This window comes from Caballeronia pedi (genome assembly GCF_001544915.2).
GTDB classification, from domain to species: Bacteria; Pseudomonadota; Gammaproteobacteria; order Burkholderiales; family Burkholderiaceae; genus Caballeronia; species Caballeronia pedi.
The window spans coordinates 1-16,383 of sequence record NZ_FCOE02000030.1 but is presented as its reverse complement, the minus strand read 5'-3'; the positions used below and the strand labels follow the sequence as shown (position 1 = coordinate 16,383).

Sequence of the window (16,383 nt, the reverse complement as noted above, 5' to 3'; positions counted from 1 at the left end):
TGAGTGCGGGGCGCTGTAACCACGCGCTCTTCCCCTCGGAAGTAGGTAGGTGTTTGGCCCGTTCCAGCAACGGGCTTTTTTCCGCCTCCGCGTCATGCGCTGGAAATTCTTTCAGCTGATGAAGACGACGCGGTTCTCTGTTGCACTCGTGTGGAAGAAGCAGGCAATCCTGCCGGCGCGGACACTCACCAGCACGCTCTCAACACCGTTGATCTCGCAGCCGTCTTTGCGGCGGCCAACGACAGTTGCCAACGGGTACCCCGCTCCCATCATCTCGCGCTTGATCTCGATCAACCGCCGGATTGCGCCTTGGCGGGTCGTGAAATATTGGTTCATGAGGTCCCCGGAGGTTCGTAGCACAGGCAAAGCGTATAAGTAACCATCTGATCATTATGTTATGTAGCAAACACTGAACTCAAACCAAATGTCGGCCAACCGCTTGCGACTTGTTGTGGCATGTGAGGATCGCATGGGCCGCTGCCAACGGCATAAAGAATGCTCAGAGGAAACATCCCCAACGCCAGCGAGAGGTTGGCATGAGTCACCCTATGGTAGAAATTAACGCCGCTGAATGGCACCACGAACGGTCGTCATTGCGGATATCTCGGTGCGTACGGGCCAGGCTGGCAATGCTCGACCGGACCTCTCTCCGCTATGATCGCATGATCATCTCGGGCACGATCCTGATTGTCCTGGCGCTCGGCTGGCTGGTCACGGTGGCTTGGGCCTTGGGTCGGGGAGAAATACTATGAGCGACGCCCGAGACGACGCAGCAGGCTTGTCCGAGACTGGGTTTCATGATCTGGCGCGGGCGCTCAATTTCACGCTCGCGACCATCCGCAAAGCCCGAGGCAAGCGCAATCCAAGTGAGCTGGAACGGGACCAGCCGATTGGCATGCGGCGGTGGAGGATTTCGCCGATGACCTCATGCGCTACAGCTTCATAGCGCAACTGGCCGACGAAAAGCCCGCTTAAGCGCCGCGCTCAAAGGGACTTGGAGCCTTAAGCTGATGAAAACGACATGATTTCCGTCGCAGTCGCATGGAAAAAGCGCGCGAGCCGCCCAACGCGGACGCTTAGGAGGATGTTCTCAATGTCGATGATTTCGACGCCATCTCTACGCCGGCCGATCACCGTTCACGGAGAAAGCTTCTGCCCTTCCACACTTGATTTTCAAGAGTCCGTGGATAGCTCCTGGTCGTGTCGTGAAATATCGATCCATGATACCTCGGCTCTCTCCCGACAGAGGCAAAGCGTACCGGTATTAGCTTATTAATATGCCGCGCAAGGATATGTAATATTAAAGAAGCCCTTCAGGTTACGCGCTGATATACTTCAGAAGGAATTGTTGCGTTGCAGCGTCGAACACGCGTGGTTGCGATGATTATTTGCCGACAGCGGCATGAACAATGCCCAGAAGAAACGTTACCTTGCCAGCAGCCGGTGATATGAGTCATCCTCTGATGGAATTATCCGTTCCGGAGGGACGCAGGCAGTCTTCGCTGCGTCTCTCGCGGCGCGTCCGAGCCAGACAAGGGGGATTCGACCGGGCCACTCGCCGCTACGATCGCATGATCGTTACTGGCGTGATCCTGATAGCCCTGACTCCAGCTTGGCTGATCACAGTTGCGTGGTTCCTCGGCCGAGGAGGACTGCTTTGATCAATGCCCGAGATCGCGCGGCCGATCCTGTCACGCTCAGCTCTCACGACATGGCGCGGATGTTTAATCAAACGCTCGCGTCCATCCGCAAGCGCGGGACAAAGCCAATCCAAGTGATTTGGAGCCCGGTACGCCAGCCTGGCGAAAGGTGCCCGATGACTTCGCCGATGATCTGATCCGCTGATCCCCTCCGGCGACATAGCGAAGCTGGACAAGAAAAAGCCCACTCAAGCGGATTCAAACGGATCTGAGTTACCGCGGACATTAGCAGTTCGCCCCGGATAAGCTGCCCTCAATCAGGAAAGGCGAGCGTTAAAAGGCGATTTCTACGATTGAGTCCTGGGCGGGTTGATTCTTCGCGTCGATTGGTTCATCGAGCACAGCAAAGGGCCGGCCGTAAGAGATCTTGCTAGGCGTATTGTCAAGGCAGGATACATCTGCGCCACCGCGCCCAATCGTAGCGCGACACGTCTCCTTAACAGTCAGCGAAACTCTCATCTGGCTGTCCTTGGTCGTCGCGGTGACCAATGGCGTCGCGACGATGACTATCGAGAACGCTACCACGCGCGTGCCGAACAAGTTGCGTCGCATTTCATTCGCCATTTTTCAACCACCGCTGGCTGAGCCGCAGGAATAGCGTGCGCTCCTGCTCAAGCGCTCGCTGGTGGTCTTCGTCGTTTTCATAACCTAAATCGAAAAATCTGAAATCGTCGCGCATGTCGTCCCGATTGGCGAGAATGGCGATCAGCAGGTCGTTCGCGAACTCCATATTTGCCTGGCGCCATTCATCAGAATTGACCGGAAAGTCTCTGGCGCTGCTCTTGCCCTGAGCCTTGCGGATGATTGCAACCTACCGAGCGATAGCCTTCGCTTCCTGATGCAGCAGACTGCCGGGCGTGATTTCAGATGGGTCATCATGTTCCATGAACGTATTTTCGGCGATTACTTACAAAACTTTAGCACGTCCGGCTGAAATGCCTTTCACAACTCCGAATAGCCAGGTATTCAGCAAGCCGTTAGCCGTTGTCACACAACGACCATGAAAAAACCGATAATCTCTCCAAATTCGTCGCGCGCTGGGGCCACATTTACTTGGCATGGAGTGGACGTCCCCCGTGTCAAATGGTAAGTCGCCGTAGATAACGCGGTGCCATATGCGTCCCGATCTCGCTCAAGGGCCGCGGTTGCGGCAGGAAAAAACTCCGATAGGCTTCTGCCCTCCAACATTTTGGTAGCAAGCATCCCCGCAAATCGTGGATTCGTCTTCAGCACGCGGAGCTGCCGATCGACGAAACATAGTCCAATCGGCGCGCCGGCGTAGATCGCCTCGAGCTCAGCCAAACATTGATTTGTCGAAAGGTCGACAGGAAGCGGCTCTTGGGGCCGCTGACCGCGCTGACTCAGAATGCTCTTGGCATTTACTGGGCGTCCAAACAACCAACCCTGCGCGAGATCACAGCCGAGATGAACCAGCATGTGAGCTTGTCGCTCAGTCTCGACGCCCTCCGCCACGACCGGCATGCCGAGACTGTGGCCCAGGCCAATGACCGCACTGACGATTTTGCGGCTGTGGCGAGACTCGAGCATCGAGTGTATGAAGCTCGCATCGATCTTAAGCTTGTCGAACGGCAGCGCCTCAAGGCGCGTCAAACTCGAGTAGCCGGTTCCGAAATCGTCGAGCACGATGCGCACGCCCTTTTCTCGGAGTCGATTTATGGTTTCGCGGGCCGCCTCGACGTCATCAATGATCGCCGTCTCCGTAATTTCAATCTGCGTCCTGGAGAGAGGAAACCCCGAGGCCTTCACGGCCCCTTCGAACAGCTCGGGCATCTCGCCGTACGAAAATCCGCGGAAAGATGTTGATCGCCAGACGGAAATTGCCTTGAATTCCGACCGCAGAGGAACACGCATTTTGAATCAATGCTGCCGTGAGCTCGCCGATGAGATCAACCTGCTCCACGAGCGGAATAAAGACGGTCGGACTGATTTCTCCGTAATCTTGATGACGCCAACGTGCCAGGACTTCGAAGCTCGAAACCTCCGCTGTCTGAAAATGAACGATGGGTTGATAAACAGGTATTATCGCTCCATCTTTTACGGCATCACGTAAGGTCAGTATTTGACTCGCATCGGACAGCGCGGAAAAATCGTTTGGCACCAGACCCCCACGTCTTTTATGCTGCTAGAATACTTCTGAGGAATCACCTTTGATTCTGACATAGAAACCGAACCAAGTGGCGATTCAGACGACTTGCAGCTTCCAGCGAATAAACCGGGCTAGCAGTCGCCGTGGGCGTCGATAAAGGGAGCAAGCGGAAGAGTATCGACTTCACGGCCATCGTTTTTTCCGAAGGACGCAAAATCTATGTGGCGGAACGAGTAAAGACTACCTTCGGCGCGGGGAAATGCGCCAGCCTACGTAAAATCAAGCGCCGCCGGACCCGCGTGGATGGGTGCAGTAAAAAATCGATATTCTAAGCCGACTGCTTGAATCACCTAAGAATCACAACGCCTTGATCGACCGCACGGCGGATTCATTCCACGCTACATCGTCAAAAATGTTTGGCTGGATGTCCGCTGGCTAATCACATTGACGTAGAAAATGAACAAACAAAATCTCGTCGAGACTGTATCAATAAATGCTCGGATTCCACGCAGAACCGCTATGCTAATTGTCGATTCGGTTTTCAATACGATAGTTAATTGCGTAGCAGAAGGAATAGCCGTTGACATCGACGGTTTCGGGATCTTCACGATCGGCGCTCGCACAATAAACGGAGCCGATGTAGCGCGAAAGAGGGCGGTCGTCACATTCATAGCGAGCAGCGATCTCCGCACGGCTCTGAGGTAGGCTGGTCGCCCCTCATTCATTGGTGAACTGATACCCTCAGAGAAAAGGCTTTTGCGAGCGGCCGACGCAGAGCCCATCAATGTCAATGTCAAAAATGTCACGGCCAGATTGAAATGTTGGGTGGGGGGTGCGGCGGAATTTTTGGACTATCAGGAGCTAGTCCATGTATTCGTACGAAGACCGCATCCGAGCAGTGAAGCTCTACTCGAAGCTTGGAAAGCGCCTGACCGCGACCATTCGTCAATTAGGCTATCCGACAACGAAATCTCTCGAACGTTGGTATCACGCGTACGAGCGATGCCTGGATTTGCCGAGGGAACGTATTTGCTTGAAGCCGCGCTACTCGCTGGAACAAAAGAAGGCGGCCACGGACCACTACATGAGCCACGACCAGTGGCTGGCAACAACGACAAAGGCCTTGGGATATCCGGGACGTGGGACGCTCGTCGCCTGGCTCGACGAGTTGCATCCTCAACGAAAGAAATGCGCTCTCGGGAAGACTTCGGGTATTCGTTACGCGCCAGAGCTCAGACAGACAGCGGTCATCGATCTGTGCACTCGACGAGAAAGCGCTGAGGCAGTTGCCAAAAAGATTGGCGTGAGCCGCCCAACGTTGTACAACTGGAGAAATCGGTTACTCAGTCAGGAGGCTGTTTCAACCATGACACGTCGCAAGGATCCGCCGCAGACCTCCGAGCAGGCGACGCTGGAGCAGCAGGTCGAATCGCTCCGACGAGACATCCGAAAGCTCCAGATCGAACACAACATCCTGAAGAAGGCCAATGAAATATTAAAAAAAGGCCTGGGCGTCGACCCGCAACTCCTGACGAATCGGGAGAAGACGGAGCTGGTTGATGCCCTGAAACAGACTTACACGCTGCCGGAGCTTCTTGCTGAATTGGGGCTCGCCCGTAGCTCCTATTTCTATCACCGGGCGCAGATACAGACTGCCGACAAGTATGCTGGCGTACGAGTTGCCATTGTGGATATCTTTGAACTGATATGACTTTCCTTGTCAATCGCGATCGGTTCTCGGTTTTTGGTTTATCTGAATTTCCTGAGGGCGACGTAGCAGTACGTCTCGACGGTTGGTCACACTGATATCCGCGGGTTGGTTACCGCATTACTGTGGTCCGCCCTTTGAGCCTGCCGCTACCTAAAGTCGCAAGTCGCATGAGATGTGTTGCATAGTCCAATCGCGGGTTACTCGGGTGCCGGGCTACGCCGCCTTTAGGAAACTCTCCGTGTTCTCGATAAGGTATCGTGGTGTCAAGGTCTGGCATCCTTCGGTATGGCGAGGGACATCGCCAGTCTGCTGATGTCCCAGATGAACCCCGGCGAGCTCTCGCGCCACGGCAACCACACCGATGTTCACATTCTTGCCGCGCGCTGCGAACTTGCGATATCGCCGACACAGTCGCAGTTGAGCATCCCATGCGCGGTCAATGATCGGTCGCGGGATTCCTTCATGGCGGCGTTGGATGTCCGGGCTCACCCGAGCGGGGTATCTGTAACTCCACGCAGCCTCCACGAGCAGCTTTCTTGCATAGCTGTTTCCGTTTTTTGTAATGCTGCCTTGACGGCGGCGATCTCCTGAAGAGTGTTCGGAGGGCGTCACCCCGAGCCAAGCCATCAGCTGGCGCGGATGCTCGAATCGCGAGAGGTCGCCGAGTTCGGCGAGCATGCCTACTGCCGTGGTGAACTGGATCCCCCGCATTGCCTGCAGCCCCAGTACGGCCGGATAGAAGCGCCACTTGACCACAGCCTCGCGTAGCGCCGCCTCAAGGCGGTCGCATTGCCCGAGCCTGTCTTCGATCGTACGACGGCACTCGTCAAAGGCAAGTTGTTGCCAGTGGTTGGGGAACGCAAAGGTGCTGATCCACCTTCGATGTGCCGGCCCCCAGTTCGCACTGCCGGTGTAACGGATACCATGAGAGAGCAGAAAGGATTTGAGTCGCTGGCGCGCGTGCTTGAGATCCGCTTTGGCGGCGGCCCATGCGCGGGCCAAGTCCCGGAATGCCTCATCTTCGACCCCAGGTACGTAGACTGGCGAGAGATCACCTGCGCGCAACGAGCGCACGAGTTTGATCGCGTCTCGGCGGTCGGTTTTGACCCGCTCGCCCGGTTTCTTGGGAATCAGCGACGGGGCACATACCATGCAGTCGAACCCCTTCTGCACCAATTGCCGGTAGAGGCCGTAGCCGCACGGCCCTGGTTCGTAGACGATGCGGACGTGCGTCGCCTTGGACTGCATGCGCTGGCAAAGGCGATCGATGTCTGTCTTCGAGGTGCCGATCTTGCCCAGCAATTCGACCTCGCCTATGTCGACCGCGTAGGCTGTCGTGATCGATTCCTTGTGGACATCCAGACCGACATACACCGTGCTATCGTGTCCCATGCTGGCCTCCGTACTGGAAATCGCCGGGTGTCGCCCTCGTGCACACCATGCGGCTCTGGCAGCAATGCTAACCCGCGCCTGATTCAGCACGGCGGGCCAGCCACTACCTCACGGAAAGTCATACTGCCTAAATCACCGCTGCTACGGATATCGCCGCATGCGCGCGGCACTTGGCAGGCAGAAAGTATTCATCTCGGAGAAGGTCGTTCGGCGCCTGATGAAGCAGGAACATCTCAGCGCGGTCACGACGAGGCGACGTCGATACGGCTCCTACGCTGGAGCAATCGGTCCTGCTCCAGATAACCTTATCAACCGGGACTTCCAGGCCGCAGCACCGAATGAAAAGTGGCTCACGGACATCTCGGAGTTCCAGATTCCTACCGGCAAAGTCTATCTATTGCCGGTCATTGACTGCTTCGATGGGCTTGTGATCAGTTGGTCGATCGGTACGCGACAAGACGCCGAGCTTGTGAACACGATGCTCGATGCTGCCATCGAAGCAATGGGCAATAGCAACAGCCGACCTGTGGTCCATTCAGATCGCGGTGCGCATTATCGCTGGCCAGGCTGGCTTACCCGAATACGTGAGGCCAATCTGATTCGTTCAATGTCGCGCAAGGGATGCTCGCCCGACAACGCGGGTGCGAAGGCTTCTTTGGACGGCTGAAAACGGAACTGTTTTACTCTCGGGACTGGCAGGCCATCAGCACCGACCGATTCATTGAGATCGTTGACTCGTACATTCGCTGGTACAACGAGAAACGGATCAAGATCTCGCTTGGCGCACTCAGTCCGATTGAATACCGGGAAAGTCTCGGGCTGACGACATAGACCAGTCCGAGAATTCCGCCGCACCCCCAAACGCGACATAATGGAATGGCCAGCCCGATCCCAGCGATCGTCCTACGATGAGAGGTTCGATCCACGTAGAAGGAGGGTGACATGGACGAAGTCACGCTGATCGGCATCGATCTGGGCAAGCATGTGTTTCACGTTCACGGGCAGGATGCGAAGGGCCATGCGATCTTTCGCAAGAAGCTTTCGCGTCAGCAGTTGCTTTCCTTCTTCAGCAATCTCAGAGCAGTTACTGTCGTCATGGAAGCCTGTGCTGGCTCGCACTGGCTAGCGCGCAAGCTGAACGCGATGGGGCATGTGACCAAGCTGATTTCGCCGCAATACGTGCGGCCGTTCGTGAAGAGCAACAAGAATGACTACATCGATGCTGAGGCGATTTGTGAAGCTGCGTGCCGACCAGCGATGCGCTTCGTCGAGCCTCGAACAGAAGCCCAGCAACTTCTAGCCGCGTTACATCGAACGCGCGAGGGTTTGGTGACTGAACGTACGGCCACCATCAATCGAATTCATGGCATCTTGCTCGAATTTGGCGTCGTGGTGCCAATGTCCAAAGCAACCTTGCGTCGTTTGCCTGATGTCATCGCGATCCATGATCTTCCGGTTAGGCTTCTCCAAATCATTCAACGACTGCACGAACACTATAAATATCTCGACGCGCAAGTTGTCGAGACCGAGAAGGAACTGGTCGCGCAGCTTCATGGGGACGAGAACGCCGCTCGATTGCTCTCTATCCCAGGGATCGGCACCATCACGGCCAGCTTGCTCGCATCGGAGATCGGAAGCATCGCCCAGTATGCGGGTGGAAGAAATTTCGCTGCATCGATCGGACTGGTCCCACGCCAGAAGAGCACGGGCGGACGAGCGAAGTTATGTGGCATCAGCAAACGTGGTGACAAACATCTGCGTCATCTGCTCGTGCAAGGCGCACGTGCCGTCATACAACGCGTGCACAAACGTAACGACAGGCTCGGGGAATGGATTCGTTCAATGTTGACTCGACGACACTCGAATGTCGTTGCATGCGCGCTCGCCAACAAGCTTGCTCGGATTGCGTGGGCAGTTCTCACAAAACACACGGAATATCAAGGTTCGTTGTTGGTCCGCACAAGTTGAGATTTTGCTAATCAGGTTTTGCGACTGCTGAAGGTTGATGGTCAACGGCTCAGCGACCGGACGAATACCCTGACAAGTTCTACAGCTCACCAGCAGCTGCCGACATTTTGAGGTTCGACCGGTGCGGTTTTCATCTCGGAACAACGGACGAGCGTCCGGCACGATTCCGGATAGATTTGCGCAAGCCACACACTGTCAAAACCAGAGGTTGCAAAATTCGGGCTGGCCATAGATTTGAACTTGGGACCTACAGCAAAAACGTTGATCAGTAGCGCCACTATTTATGTCAAATGTAGCCGCGATTGGATTATGTTTTCCGCTCGACGGGGTCAAGCGCGACGCTTGTTTGCAATCTGTTCCCGCCTGCGTGCGAGCCGAGTCTTTTCCTGTCTTATCCCGTACTCTGCTTCGGCAGCGGTGACAGCACCAGCGACTGCGCCAGCAAGGTCCACGCGGACATCGCCTTCGACGAGACACGTCCAATAGCGTTGGCCACGACACCAGAGCTTCACGCCGTTTCGAGCGTCTCGTTCGCTGAGTCCAAGCGACGCCGCTCTCGCAAGCACGTCCTTAAGAATCCCGACCTTGAGCGGGACCTTTGGCGTCGGACTGCGCGGAAACGCCCGCGGGAAATGTCGTTGCAGCGTAGTGACCGCGCGCGCGGCTGCGTCGGCAGACGTGCGCCGAGGCTTCGGTGGCTGCTTGATTTCCCGCGCGACGTCCACTGGCTGTGACGTCGAGCCTGGCGCCACCTCTTTGCCCTTCGCGCCCTGGTTCAGCAGCGCCTTAAGCCCAACGAGCTGTTCGAATCCCATTGTGCATGCCTGAAATCAGTCACCAGATTTTACCAGTCGCCTTCAAACATCGCCGTTCAGCGCCCGTGGCGGTCCTCCCAGGCGGCGGAGCCGAACGCGGTCGAAACTCTAGCTCAAGCCCGTTTGCGAAAATCAAACTGCCGGTTGCGCGGCGACGACACGTTGTCATGAGTCGTTTCGAGCGGCGCGCCGCAACAACCGCGGGTCAGTTTCCCATTCATCGCGCGCCCCAAGCGCGATTTGGGCGAAGTCTGGATGACTGGGGTTGAGCAGATAGTTAGTTTCGGCAGGGACGACCGCGCTCGGCACCGCAAGCACCGCGCTCGTTCGCTTCTGGGCCCACATAGCACCAATCTGTTGAAGCTCGGTCCGTGCACTGAGCTCTCTCCAGTCGGGCGGCAGAGTCGCAGCATCGACGCGCTCGATCAAGGTCTCAGGAATTCGAGCCGGGATCATCACATACCGGGCACGCAGTGGTGAGTCCTGCACGAGCATCTCGAGGAGCGCGAGCGATTGTGTCTGTGCTGTATATACGAGCGCCACCCCTTTCGGGTTCCATCGTCCACCATAGAGGCGCGCACCTTCGCCGGAAAAGGCGCTATCAGCATACCGCTCTGACACTACCCGCCATGCCATCAAGGTCATGCAAAAACACCATGCTCGATGCGCCCGAGCGTATCCATCACGCTATCGGCACCAATGTCCGTATCGAGAAGACTGAGCGGAGTAGCATCGCCTAGTGCCGCTGCCGGCGCCTTGAGCCACGCGATCGCCAGATCGAGATCTTCAAATACTTCCGCCGCGCGCGCCGCGACACGCGCGAGTCGTAGTAACTTGGCCGACTCCTCGCGGCTGAAAACGCCTTCGCGCTTGCGCCGCGCTAAGGTCCGCTCGGGAATATCGAGCGCCTGCGCCAGTTCTGACTGCGAAATCGCGATGGATTTGAGCATTGAGTCGAGCGCCTGGGAGGAGATGCCGTGACGGACGATATCCACCCATTCGAGGCCCGACCGAGGTGCGCGGCGCAAAACTGAGCGTCCGCCCAACAATGAATCCGCCGAAATTTTGCCGATGACCGTCATAGCACCTCCTGCCATTTGGCATCTATGTTACACCAAATTGGCAGCGTCGGGCGCTGGTGCGCTTCGCCGCCCAGAACGAGTTGACCGAAGTCGCGTGCGATACGTAGGTATGGCGGTTGCGTGACAGACCTCGCGGAGCTAACAAATTTTGGGAGACTGGAAATGGACACGACCGAGGCGAAAGGAATGTTGAACGAGGCGACAGGCAAGGTACAGGAGGCCATTGGCAGCGGTGCAGGCGACGCGATGAGCCAAATCAAAGGTAGGGTCGGGCAAGTAGCCGGGACCACCGTTGCGATCTCGAGCTTTTGGCTAGGTTTGCTGATCGGCAGTGCAGGCGCGACGAAAAATTTAATTCGGTGAGGACCCGCGCTCGCCCATTGATTGAGTCAGAGGGGTCACGCGGCGCTCGCCGCGCGCCTCAATACAGTCCGCATGCTCCCTGATTGAACTATCCACACGCAGCCGAAGGGCCTACGCACCACGCAGTTTGGGCCATCAACCGATCGTGACCGGCTGCTTCAACTTGGCGGATTCAACCGATCGATGCAGCACAATGATTGCTGCATGAGCAGCGGGAGTGTTGCAGATGAAGTGCAGAACGCGGATCTATTACAGCGAGAGTCAGAAGGCGTTGATGTGGGAGCGCTGGCGTGCTGGTGAGTCGTTGCAGCACATCGCCGAGCTTTTTAATCGCAATCATTCGTCGGTAGAAGGAATTCTGGCGCAAACTGGAGGAATCCAGCCTGCGCCGCGGCGACGATCGAGGCTCGCGCTCACTCTTGCTGAACGCGAGGAGATCTCGACAGGCCTGGCGGCGGGAGACTCGATCCAGTCAATCGCACGGCGACTATCGCGATCGCCGTCAACGATCTGTCGGGAGATCAAGCGCAACAGTGGAGAGAAAGGCTATCGGGCCAGCCACGCGGACGAGCTTGCGTGGGAACGGGCGCACCGACCCAAGGTCTGCAAACTGGTCAGGCATCGGGTTCTGGCACGTATCGTTGCCCACAAGCTCCAGTTGCAGTGGTCACCTCAGCAGATTGCTGGATGGCTTAAACGCTCCTGGCCGCGCGACGAGGATTATCACGTGTCACACAAGACCATCTACCGTAGTCTGTTTATTCAGGCACGGGGTGCCCTTCTATGAGCGGAACGTTGTCAAGGTCGTTCTCAGCCTGACTTGTGAATCGTAGGCACGTTCCTCCTACACCTCGACGAAGCGAGGCGATCCTACGGCAGTGAATCTACCGGTCCGAAGCCGATCGTTGCGCTCGTGAGACTCTGCGTCTCACCACCTTCTATCCGCTGGCGGTTGGCCAGCTTCATCCTGCATGCGCATTACGCCGGAATTTCGTTCCGGGAGCATGCCCCATCTCAAGAATCGGCTACGTCAGTAACCCGGGCACCCCACGGGCATGTTCACTTCAGACCGTCCCTGCATCCTGTATCGTGCCGTTCAGAACGGCGTTGTACCGCACGCTTCGAATCAGCTTGACTTCAGTTGCGCTCCCTCGGGTATAAGACCATCTTTCAGATAGCGCCACAGAGCTATCGCGAGACGTCGTGCAACGGCGACGATCGCAACGCGTCGGGACCGGCGATTCAGGTGCGTTCCCTGAGTGCGTTGATAGAACCACTTTGTCAGCGCACTGCCGGGCTGGTAGCGCAGCCATGACCACGCCAGCTCGGTCAACAGCGCGCGCACGCGCCGGTTGCCCTGCTTGCTTATGCCCTGATCCACCCGGCTCTCGCCGCGACGATCCCGAATTCAAGAAGATCGTGGATGACGCGACCGCCGATCTCTACAAGAGCCCGCAAATGCAGGCGCTGTACGACCGCTGGTTCGTGACGCCGATTCCGCCGAACAGCGCGGTGCTGAACTTGCCGATGTCGAAGGCGCTCGCGAAAGCGCAGCCGCTGGATGGTTCGCATGATTGCCCTTTGAGGTGGGTTTCGAACGGAGCGTTGTGAACGCTTCTCTTCTTGCAATGCGCGCTACTTCGCGAAGCGGCGCACGCGGATATCGGCTTGTTCCTTGTGGCCCGCGAAGCCTTCCATCGCGCATAGACGCGAACAGATTTCGCCGATCATCACGGACGCCTCGTCGGTCAGCACGCGCTGATACGTGCAGGTCTTCAGGAATTTGCCCACCCACAAGCCGCCCGTGTAACGCGCGGTTTTCATCGTCGGCAAGGTGTGATTCGTGCCGATGACCTTGTCGCCGTAGGACACGTTGGTGCGATCGCCGAGAAACATCGCGCCGTAGTTCGTCATGCGTTCGAGGAAGTAGTCGGGGTCGCGCGTCATCACCTGCACATGCTCGGACGCGATGCGATCGGCTTCCTGCACCATTTCGTCGAGCGTGTCGCACAGAATGATCTGGCCGTAGTCGCGCCACGCGACCGAGGCGATCGGCGCGGTCGGCAGCGTCGAAAGTTGGCGTTCGATCTCGGCGGCCGGTCCTTCGGCGAGTTGCGCGGAGTTGGTGAGGAAGACCGTCGGCGAATTCGTGCCGTGTTCGGCCTGGCCGAGCAGATCAGCGGCGACGATTTCGACGTCCGACGAATCGTCGGCGATCACGAGCGTTTCGGTCGGTCCCGCGAAGAGATCGATGCCGATCCTGCCGAAGAGCTGACGTTTCGCTACGGCGACGTACGCATTGCCCGGTCCGACAATCATGTCGACCGGCGCGCACGACGGCGTGCCGAGCGCGAATGCGGCGACTGCCTGCACGCCGCCGAGGCAGTAGATCTCGTCGGCGCCGCCGAGATGCATCGCGGCGACGATCGCCGGATGCGGCCGTCCGCTGAACGGCGGCGCGAACGCGACGACACGCTTCACGCCCGCGACCTTCGCCGTCAGCACGCTCATATGCGCCGACGCGATCAGCGGATACTTCCCGCCCGGCACATAGCAACCGACCGAATTGACCGGAATGTTGCGATGGTCGAGCACGACGCCCGGCAGCGTCTCCTGTTCGACATCGGTCATCGACGCTTTCTGAATCTGCGCGAAACGGCGCACCTGTTCCTGCGCGAAGCGGATGTCGGCGAGTTCGCGCTCGCTCAGCGAGTTCACGCATGCGTCGATCTCATCGCGCGTCAGGCGGAAGGAGGGCGGATTCCACTGGTCGAAGTGTTCCGAATACAGTCGCACGGCGTCGTCGCCGCGCTTCGCGACATCCTCGATGATCTGCTCGACGCCGCCGCGCACCTGCGCGTCGATATCGTGTTGCGCCGCGACGGTCTTGCCTTGCTTCAGATGACGGATCACACAGCCTCCAGGCCTGTTGGCTCGATTCATGGTTTGGTTGGAGGCATTGTTGGCAGCCGATATGCCGATGACAATTTCGCAGACCGCTCAAACATGACGCAAAGCGACGCACGCATGCGACGCAAATCGCGACGATGACAATGGAATCGGCCTGGCAGGAATCGCGTGGGTCGCGTGCGAAAGCGTCCGCGGCACGGAAAACCCCGACGATGCGCGATCGTTTAGCCGATGCGCCGGCCCCCAGTCGCGCGGGCAGCTCGCGGTCGAGTGAAGCGAAGCGACGCACATTGACGCATTTTTTGGCGTCGTCCAGACTAGGCACACCCTTTCCCGAGAACTTTCGACGTGACGAGTGCCGACCGACGACGCGACGCGACCCATCTCGCTCCGAATCTCGCCACGCTGCTGGCTTCTTTCGATTCGGTCGCCGATTTTTGCCGCAAACTCGACATCAACCGGCAGCAGTTCAACAAGTATCTGGCGGACTTTCACGTGCCGTCGCAGCACGTGCTCTCGAAGCTCGCGCGCTATTTCATGATGGAGCCCGACGATCTCTTTCGCGTGCCCGCCGATTTCAAGCGCTTCTACGAAGGGCTGACATACGAGTTGCCGTTCGATCTGCGCGACGCGCCGAGCCTCGTGCGCTTCCTGCCGCTGCTGAAGTCATCAGCGCGATCGCTGCAGGATCTGTGCGGCGTCTACTATCGCTATCACAATTCATCGATCTACAAAGGCGCGATCCTGCGCTCCGTCACGTGTCTCTATGAGCGCGATTCGGTCGTGCAATACGTGACCGTAGAGCGCTTTCCGCTGCTCGACGATTCGGGGCGCGTCGGCTATTCGTTCACGTATCAGGGCTTTTGCACGCTGCTCGGCGATCGCTTCTTTCTGATCGACTTCGAAGCGAAACAGCGCAACGAACTGAGGTTCTCGGTGCTCACGCCGCAGCATCGGCGGCCGGTGCGCTTTCTGTATGGCGTGGTGACGGGCGTCGCGTCGACGTCGTACCGGCAGCCGTTCTCGACGCGCCTCGCTCTGGGTTTCGTGGAGCGCGGGATGATCCATAAGCGCCACCTGCGGCAGGCGACCGCGCTGTAACCCGGTGACCCGTCGCTGCCCAGGGAAATTCGCGACTACATGTGTGGGGAGCGCGCGTCGTTCGTGTAGGGCGGGGAAGGGTGAATCGTTCCAGTCTCGGACGGGGCCTTATCTCACCTCGAAAGGATAATTGCCGTGAGTGCGATGCCCGTCGTCCGCGACGGCCGCCTACTGCACCATGTGGCGTCCCGCGGGTTAAGATGGCAGAGCGCCCGACATGACTCCGTGGTGCCGCGCATCCACGGCGGATTTCCTGCTCGCCGTTCGCGTCCGTGAGCGTAAGCGACGAGAAGGTGGGCTCGAGCGGACTATCGAAGACGATTCGAACCTGAGCGGTGGGCTGACCGTCCCGCCAGCCCGGAAAATGATCCTTGCCGTTGATCTCAATGGCGAAAATCAGCCCGTCATGCTTCCAGCGATTCAGCTGTTGGCGAGGATTGCTGCCGCTAAGCTCCGCTAACTGTGCGATCTGCGTAGCCGTCAACCAGTGGGCTAAAGGGGCATTCGCGGGAGCACCGCGCAGTTTCGCATTCTCGCGCCATCGTTCGTCGCTTACGCTACCAACTCAGGATAAGTGAGTCGAGGGCTTTCGTCTTTGATCGGCCAAAGGGGGACATTCATGCGGTCTCGGAGTCGGACTTTGGCAAGGCAGGTTCGCATAGCAAACAATCACTCGTCCATAGATGGCAGGCGTTGAGTTACCGGTCTTTGCGGTCATTGCGACGGGCCGGTTCTACGTCAGCAGCCTGCATGATTACCGACGGTGCGGCCATCATGCATGGAGCCGCCGCGTTTCCAAGGAACGAACTGATATTCCTCGCGCGAGCCGCCAGTCGGATTCGTGCCAACGGGAACGTTGCCTTTGGACAGTTACTACGACGGTCGTGCGAATGAATCAAGCGGATCGTTCGATCAAGGTGCTGGGCCTTGTCGAGACGGGACACATCCGTGATTTTGCGAGTTCCCGTCCGATATCGTGTTAATGAACGCAGCGTGGGAGCGGATCGGTCGAGCGAAGATGTGGGCGCTTTTCGCGTGGGACGCGCACGCCGCCCTACGCGGCGGCGGACGGACTAACCGAGGCCACCCACGACTATTCCACAGTCACGGACTTCGCCAGATTCCGCGGCTTATCCACATCCGTCCCGCGCGCACATGCCGTGTGATACGCCAGCAACTGCAGCGGCACGACGTGCAGAATCGGCGACAGCGCCCCGTAGTGCTCCGGCATACG

General features: G+C 58.0%; 14 protein-coding genes and 5 pseudogenes. 8 read left to right on the top strand and 11 right to left on the bottom strand.

Translation table 11 applies throughout. The annotated features are described in order from the left end of the window. Positions 1–111 precede the first annotated feature (111 nt). The 5 genes from AWB80_RS31070 to AWB80_RS45760 all read right to left on the bottom strand — a co-directional run bounded on the left by AWB80_RS31070 (position 112) and on the right by AWB80_RS45760 (position 3,819). On the bottom strand, positions 112–336 hold the full coding sequence (locus AWB80_RS31070; RefSeq protein ID WP_061178527.1) for a hypothetical protein: 225 nt from the start codon (positions 334–336) through the stop codon (positions 112–114). Positions 337–1,973: 1,637 nt separating this feature from the next. Further along, the gene (locus AWB80_RS31065) at positions 1,974–2,252 is read right to left on the bottom strand and encodes a hypothetical protein (protein ID WP_143328167.1); all 279 of its coding nucleotides are present in this window, start codon (positions 2,250–2,252) and stop codon (positions 1,974–1,976) included. Position 2,253: 1 nt separating this feature from the next. Continuing rightward, positions 2,254–2,430, bottom strand: coding sequence for a hypothetical protein (locus AWB80_RS44120; RefSeq protein ID WP_160147487.1), 177 nt, complete (start codon positions 2,428–2,430; stop codon positions 2,254–2,256). A gap of 257 nt (positions 2,431–2,687) precedes the next feature. Then, complete coding sequence (locus AWB80_RS45765) at positions 2,688–3,491, bottom strand: sensor domain-containing phosphodiesterase (protein WP_061178525.1); 804 nt, start codon at positions 3,489–3,491, stop codon at positions 2,688–2,690. Then, complete coding sequence (locus tag AWB80_RS45760) at positions 3,427–3,819, bottom strand: EAL domain-containing protein (RefSeq protein WP_160147486.1); 393 nt, start codon at positions 3,817–3,819, stop codon at positions 3,427–3,429. Before AWB80_RS45760 ends, AWB80_RS45765 begins: the two co-directional genes overlap by 65 nt. 444 nt (positions 3,820–4,263) lie before the next feature. On the opposite strand from AWB80_RS45760, the gene AWB80_RS45615 reads away from it, so the two are divergent. Both AWB80_RS45615 and AWB80_RS31045 read left to right on the top strand, forming a co-directional pair. Continuing rightward, a complete protein-coding gene (locus tag AWB80_RS45615; RefSeq protein WP_087131726.1) occupies positions 4,264–4,512 on the top strand; it encodes an HU family DNA-binding protein in 249 nt (82 codons plus the stop codon). Positions 4,513–4,675: 163 nt separating this feature from the next. Next, positions 4,676–5,512, top strand: a pseudogene (locus AWB80_RS31045) (helix-turn-helix domain-containing protein); the annotation flags it as partial. Between the two features lie 269 nt (positions 5,513–5,781). On the opposite strand, the pseudogene AWB80_RS31040 reads toward AWB80_RS31045, so the two are convergent. Continuing rightward, positions 5,782–6,910 (bottom strand): annotated as a pseudogene (locus AWB80_RS31040) (IS110 family RNA-guided transposase). 130 nt (positions 6,911–7,040) lie between these two features. Between AWB80_RS31040 and AWB80_RS31035 the strand changes: the two are divergent. Then, positions 7,041–7,741, top strand: a pseudogene (locus AWB80_RS31035) (IS3 family transposase); the annotation flags it as partial. Between the two features lie 111 nt (positions 7,742–7,852). Continuing rightward, entirely contained in the window at positions 7,853–8,878 is a 1,026-nt protein-coding gene (locus AWB80_RS31030) for an IS110 family RNA-guided transposase (protein ID WP_061178522.1), read from the top strand. Between the two features lie 329 nt (positions 8,879–9,207). Here AWB80_RS31030 and AWB80_RS31025 read toward each other — a convergent pair whose 3' ends face one another. The 3 genes from AWB80_RS31025 to parS all read right to left on the bottom strand — a co-directional run bounded on the left by AWB80_RS31025 (position 9,208) and on the right by parS (position 10,775). Then, positions 9,208–9,693 (bottom strand): ProQ/FinO family protein, encoded by a 486-nt coding sequence (locus AWB80_RS31025; RefSeq protein WP_061178521.1) that lies wholly within the window; start codon positions 9,691–9,693, stop codon positions 9,208–9,210. A 165-nt stretch (positions 9,694–9,858) separates the two neighbouring features. Further along, positions 9,859–10,338, bottom strand: coding sequence for an RES family NAD+ phosphorylase (locus tag AWB80_RS31020; RefSeq protein ID WP_244206831.1), 480 nt, complete (start codon positions 10,336–10,338; stop codon positions 9,859–9,861). Beyond that, positions 10,335–10,775: a type II RES/Xre toxin-antitoxin system antitoxin gene (gene parS, locus AWB80_RS31015; protein ID WP_087131724.1), complete on the bottom strand. Its 441-nt coding sequence runs from the start codon at positions 10,773–10,775 to the stop codon at positions 10,335–10,337. Before parS ends, AWB80_RS31020 begins: the two co-directional genes overlap by 4 nt. A 162-nt stretch (positions 10,776–10,937) precedes the next feature. Between parS and AWB80_RS31010 the strand changes: the two genes are divergently transcribed. Beyond that, a complete protein-coding gene (locus tag AWB80_RS31010; RefSeq protein ID WP_061178519.1) occupies positions 10,938–11,138 on the top strand; it encodes a CsbD family protein in 201 nt (66 codons plus the stop codon). 226 nt (positions 11,139–11,364) lie between these two features. Continuing rightward, positions 11,365–11,919, top strand: a pseudogene (locus AWB80_RS31005) (transposase); the annotation flags it as partial. A 345-nt stretch (positions 11,920–12,264) separates the two neighbouring features. Here the strand turns inward: AWB80_RS31005 and AWB80_RS31000 are convergent. After that, positions 12,265–12,531: pseudogene (locus AWB80_RS31000) on the bottom strand (transposase); the annotation flags it as partial. 26 nt (positions 12,532–12,557) lie between these two features. On the opposite strand from AWB80_RS31000, the gene AWB80_RS30995 reads away from it, so the two are divergent. Next, a complete protein-coding gene (locus AWB80_RS30995; RefSeq protein WP_061178518.1) occupies positions 12,558–12,749 on the top strand; it encodes a hypothetical protein in 192 nt (63 codons plus the stop codon). Positions 12,750–12,773: 24 nt separating this feature from the next. Here AWB80_RS30995 and hisD read toward each other — a convergent pair whose 3' ends face one another. After that, the gene (gene hisD, locus AWB80_RS30990) at positions 12,774–14,051 is read right to left on the bottom strand and encodes a histidinol dehydrogenase (RefSeq protein ID WP_061178517.1); all 1,278 of its coding nucleotides are present in this window, start codon (positions 14,049–14,051) and stop codon (positions 12,774–12,776) included. A gap of 345 nt (positions 14,052–14,396) precedes the next feature. Between hisD and AWB80_RS30985 the strand changes: the two genes are divergently transcribed. Continuing rightward, positions 14,397–15,149 carry a helix-turn-helix domain-containing protein gene (locus tag AWB80_RS30985; protein WP_244206829.1) on the top strand — a complete coding sequence of 251 codons (753 nt, stop codon included), beginning with the start codon at positions 14,397–14,399 and terminating at the stop codon, positions 15,147–15,149. Positions 15,150–16,383: the final 1,234 nt, after the last annotated feature.

Excerpts from the sequence above, each read along its gene's own strand:
- AWB80_RS31070 (WP_061178527.1), bottom strand. The coding sequence starts at position 336 with ATGAACCAATATTTCACGACCCGCCAAGGCGCAATCCGGCGGTTGATC.
- AWB80_RS31065 (WP_143328167.1), bottom strand. The coding sequence starts at position 2,252 with ATGCGACGCAACTTGTTCGGCACGCGCGTGGTAGCGTTCTCGATAGTC.
- AWB80_RS44120 (WP_160147487.1), bottom strand. The coding sequence starts at position 2,430 with ATGGAGTTCGCGAACGACCTGCTGATCGCCATTCTCGCCAATCGGGAC.
- AWB80_RS45765 (WP_061178525.1), bottom strand. The coding sequence starts at position 3,491 with ATGCCCGAGCTGTTCGAAGGGGCCGTGAAGGCCTCGGGGTTTCCTCTC.
- AWB80_RS45615 (WP_087131726.1), top strand. The coding sequence starts at position 4,264 with ATGAACAAACAAAATCTCGTCGAGACTGTATCAATAAATGCTCGGATT.
- AWB80_RS31030 (WP_061178522.1), top strand. The coding sequence starts at position 7,853 with ATGGACGAAGTCACGCTGATCGGCATCGATCTGGGCAAGCATGTGTTT.
- AWB80_RS31025 (WP_061178521.1), bottom strand. The coding sequence starts at position 9,693 with ATGGGATTCGAACAGCTCGTTGGGCTTAAGGCGCTGCTGAACCAGGGC.
- AWB80_RS31020 (WP_244206831.1), bottom strand. The coding sequence starts at position 10,338 with ATGACCTTGATGGCATGGCGGGTAGTGTCAGAGCGGTATGCTGATAGC.
- parS (WP_087131724.1), bottom strand. The coding sequence starts at position 10,775 with ATGACGGTCATCGGCAAAATTTCGGCGGATTCATTGTTGGGCGGACGC.
- AWB80_RS31010 (WP_061178519.1), top strand. The coding sequence starts at position 10,938 with ATGGACACGACCGAGGCGAAAGGAATGTTGAACGAGGCGACAGGCAAG.